Below are 4228 nucleotides of genomic sequence, written 5' to 3'. Positions count from 1 at the left end.
TTGCTTTTTTATTTTTCGATTCGATTCGGCAAACTATACCGATATTTTCTAGGTGTAGATAGCCTTGAATACAGGTTCCTTGTAGGTTCAAAAATTTGTCAAGTATCATAAGTAAAATACTCGGGTTTTTGACTATTATATTAAATCTTAACTCGATTGTCTATCTTTTGGTATTAACCTGTTGATGCCTTAAGTCCTTCCCTATATCGATTTCAGCTACTTTTGAGCGTAGGCACTCTCATCGAATTTTATTTTAAGTTAATTATTTGCATAACAATTCCCGAAGAGCCAGGATTTAGTCGATTTATGCCACCCGCTCGAACCATACCAAGTAACGAAGAACCACCTATTTGGTCGATTATTGCTTAACAACTGAGATGGCAAATTCTCCTCAAATATGCCTGAATTTGGGGTAGGCAACTTACATCAAATAAAGTTCATTTTGTTAATAATTGTTAAGATGCGCTGACCTTGTTAATCTTGGGTATTGCATTACTAGGAAAAGAAGCGGTATAATCGGAAGGTGAATATTTGATGTGGAGGAATCCTTCAATGTCGTTTACGCCCCAAGTCAAGCGAGTTACCAAGCCTACTCAAAAAAGCCCATCAATTAAAACAGCGTCTCAACTGATGAAAGAAAAGCGCTATGAGGAAGCTCGGGAGGCTTTTGAAGCAATCCTTGAAAAAGACCCAGGCTCTAAGCAAGCTCATCTTGGTATAGGCAGCATCTGTTTAAAACAAAAAGATTATGAAGGAGCTTTGACCCACTTCGGGGCGGCGAGGAGAATTGACCCAATGATGGCTAAAGCTGCTCTTGCCGTTGGCAATGTTTACTACAAGCAAAATGAACTGGACTCGGCCATTGAAGCTTTTAAAGATGCTGTTAATATCGACCCCAGTACCCCTGCTGGTTATCTGGGGATGGGTAGAGTTTTATTAAAGCAAAAGAAATACCCTCAAGCTAAAGAGCAAGTTCAAAAAGCACTGGTCTTTAACCCTCAGTTAACCCCAGGGCGCTTGCTCATGTCTCAGATTTACCAAGAACAAGGAAATACAAAGGCAGCAATTGATGAAATCGAGTCTGCACTGAGGATGAATCCCACAGCTTGGAGTGCTTATCAGTCCCTAGGAAATATCTACCTAAAACAAAAACAATATAACCTCGCCCGCAAAAATTTTGAAGATGCTCAGCAATTAAATCCTAAAATTCCTGTGGTTGCCAAAATGGGTTATATAGAGGCTTTAATTGCCAGCAATGCTCTCGATGAAGCAGCAGAGATTTTACGCGATCTGCCGAACAAAAAACCCATAGAAGCCAAAAAACAAAAATTATGGGGGGATCTTTATACTCGTCAAGGATTTACCAAAGAAGCGGCAGAAGCCTATCGAGCAGCCAATTTACTGGCGGCAGAACAAGGAGAGGTCGCCAGCGAACTTTCCACTTTGGATATGCTGATAGAAGAAGATGACGATAAATTAGGATAAATCCTCGAGACCTACAAAGAAAAAGCAACTCAGCAAATTGCCCAAACCCAATTTAGTAAAAATCCCTAAATCCCCAGACAGTATAGTCTTTAAAGACTATAATGTTAGTTCCAGTAAAAAAGCCAAATAATGTTTCGTGATTTTCAGAGAGCTTCTCTCAAAAAACAACAGATATTGATAGCTATTATCGTTACTTTATCTGTCTTTATAGCCGTGTTTCTAGCAATTCATGCCTCGCTCCAGCTTCAGCAGCAGTCTAGTAATCTTCTCCCATCCCAACTGCCGTGGCAGATTTTCCTAGCGTCCCTTGTGGCTATTCTTGTAGGAGGATTTACTTTTGCTTTGGAATTAATAACAATTAATCAAATGGAGCGGGGTTTCAATCAGATTCAGCTTGAGTTGAGGGCATTAGGGAGTGGAGATTTTAATCCTTCCACTCATCTAGAGTCACTAGCTTTGCCCAAAGAGATGAGGGAAGTAGGGAGCTATTTCCCTCATCTGAAGTTAGCTCTCTCAACAAGCTTGAGCGAGCTACAACAAAAACTTGAGGAGCAAGGAACAATCCGAGAAAGCTTGCAAGCTGAACTGACGGGACTTGAGAATAATCTTGCAGAGCAGAAGCTCGCCAAGGAAGGTTTGCAATCTCGACTAAGTCGGATACAACAAGCACTTGAAGAGGCTCTCGAAGAAAATCAAGCACTAGCAAGAAAAGTGAGTCAAAAGAGAGCAGAAGTCGAGCAACCCGAAGGGGAAGTCGGAGATTTTATCGCTCAGATGCAAGGCGAATTTCAACAGGCACCTAAGTCGGTTGCTTCTCTGACTTCCAGTTCCCTAGAAGAGATTGTCCAGTATAAGGAGGAGCTTGAATATCGCATTACTTGGCTGCGGACGCTACTTGAAGATGCAGAAAAAGAACTCAAACTAATTTGTATTACCTATGAATTATAAAAACAAGTTTAATTTTTTCATACTTCAGAAAGTCCATAAAGATTGAAGTTTATAATTAAAAACTAGAATCTTGAAGAGGAGAATTAACAATGAAGACCCTTGTGCCGATTTCTTGGTATTCCGATCCCGAGATTTTCAAGAAAGAGCAAATAGTTCTCTTTCAAAACCTTTGGAACTTTGTCGGATTGACCACCGACTTAGAAAATCATAATGATTATATTGCTAAAGATCTAGGAGGACAAGCTATTTTTGTCCAGAATTTTCGTGGAGAATTGCGAGCGTTTGATAATATCTGTTCCCATCGTTTTAGTAAGATTCATCAAGAGGATAAAGGCAATAGGCCAGTTAGGTGTCCCTACCACGGATGGATTTATGACAGTGCTGGCATCCCGATTAACATTCCCTTACAGTCCCGCTTCGATTTTTCCGATTGTACACCGGAATCTTTTCAATTGAAACAATGGTTAGTTGATACTTGTGGCTCCTTTGTTTTTGTGAAAAAAAATGATGATGGTCTGACCCTCAAAGAGTATTTAGGAGGGATGTATAGTCGGTTATTAGATTTTTCAGAGTCAATGGGTGAGAAAGTTGACTGTCAAGAAATGATCATTAAAGCCAACTGGAAAATTATCGTTGAAAATACTTTAGATAGCTACCACATCTGGGATGTCCATCCCAACTCTCTTGGCAAGTATGGAGCAGTTGACGGGTATTATTGGAATGACGACTTCCATTCGACTTACCTCAGTAAAGCCAAAAAGCTAGATGCAAAAGTCAAAAAGTTTACCACAGCTTTTGCAGATCGAAAACTGAAGATAGATGGCTATCAGCACTATTTGATTTTCCCACTTTTAACCTTGTCCACTCTGTTTGGGATGTCTTTAAATATGCACGTTTTCACGCCTCTTAGTTCTACAGAAACCAAAGTTACCAACTATACCTTTATGGGAAAACTTGATAATGCCAGTCTGGAGAAAATTCTATTTGATATGAGTAGCAAAGCCTCAGCTAACTTAGTTACTCAAGTTTGGGATGAAGACAAACCTGTCTGCGAATCAGTCCAGCTAGGAATGGTTTCAATCGATAACTCAAGGGATTATAAACAAGGAATTCTTAGCAGTGACGAGCGCCGCCTTCATACTTTTCAACAACCTTATCTTAAGCTCATGAATTTGGTGCCATCCGCTGCCTGAAAAATCTGACATCTTCCCACGTCATAATTTTGATTTGGCGTGGGTTTCTTGCTCTTGAATTCGATTTTGAACGTTTTTGGCACAGTTTAAGATCAAACCCACATTCCGCACCCTCAACTGTCACATAAGCTGTCCCCCTCCAGAGACTTGAGTAAAAATACTTAGCTGGTCAAGGTTTTCTCGGTGGCCGCTAGGGGGGTCTTGAGACCCCTAATTATGAAAAAATAGGAATTGTTGGAAAACTGAGGCGAGTGGACTGTTCGACTAGGAATCAATCAACAGAAATTGAAGTCAAAAATCTAGACCATCTGGGATTAGTCGCTGGAATTATCGATGAAATAGGAATCGTTGAAATTATCAACGAACAAGTCTCAATTGAGCGAGGAGAAATTGTCACAGCGGGGCAAGTCGTCAAAGCAATTATCCTGAATGGATTGGGATTTGTCTCCGGGTCTTTGTATTTAGGGTTTGCTGAATAATGGTAAAACCCTTTTAAAATAAAGCTTTTGACCTGTTAAAGTCCGATGTTAGTGCAAGAAAATAGGATTGGGACGTTCAAAAACCTTGCATTATCCTTCTTGTAGTACATCGCTTGGTACAAA

The 4228-nt window shown here is 40.2% G+C and carries 3 protein-coding genes and 1 pseudogene; all 4 read left to right on the top strand.

The window, feature by feature from the left end:
• The first annotated feature begins 552 nt into the window (after window positions 1-552).
• Entirely contained in the window at window positions 553-1485 is a 933-nt protein-coding gene (locus O9332_RS07155) for a tetratricopeptide repeat protein (protein ID WP_002763827.1), read from the top strand.
• Window positions 1486-1659: 174 nt separating this feature from the next.
• Window positions 1660-2433 carry a hypothetical protein gene (locus tag O9332_RS07150; protein ID WP_288024558.1) on the top strand — a complete coding sequence of 258 codons (774 nt, stop codon included), beginning with the start codon at window positions 1660-1662 and terminating at the stop codon, window positions 2431-2433.
• An 89-nt stretch (window positions 2434-2522) separates the two neighbouring features.
• Entirely contained in the window at window positions 2523-3626 is a 1104-nt protein-coding gene (locus tag O9332_RS07145) for an aromatic ring-hydroxylating oxygenase subunit alpha (protein WP_002763831.1), read from the top strand.
• A 284-nt stretch (window positions 3627-3910) separates the two neighbouring features.
• Window positions 3911-4090 (top strand): annotated as a pseudogene (locus tag O9332_RS07140) (DUF4277 domain-containing protein); the annotation flags it as partial.
• Window positions 4091-4228: the final 138 nt, after the last annotated feature.

Origin of the sequence: Microcystis sp. LE19-10.1B (genome assembly GCF_027530565.1) — a bacterium.
In the GTDB taxonomy this organism is placed as follows: Bacteria; Cyanobacteriota; Cyanobacteriia; order Cyanobacteriales; family Microcystaceae; genus Microcystis; species Microcystis aeruginosa.
This window is presented reverse-complemented; position numbering and strand designations above follow the sequence as displayed.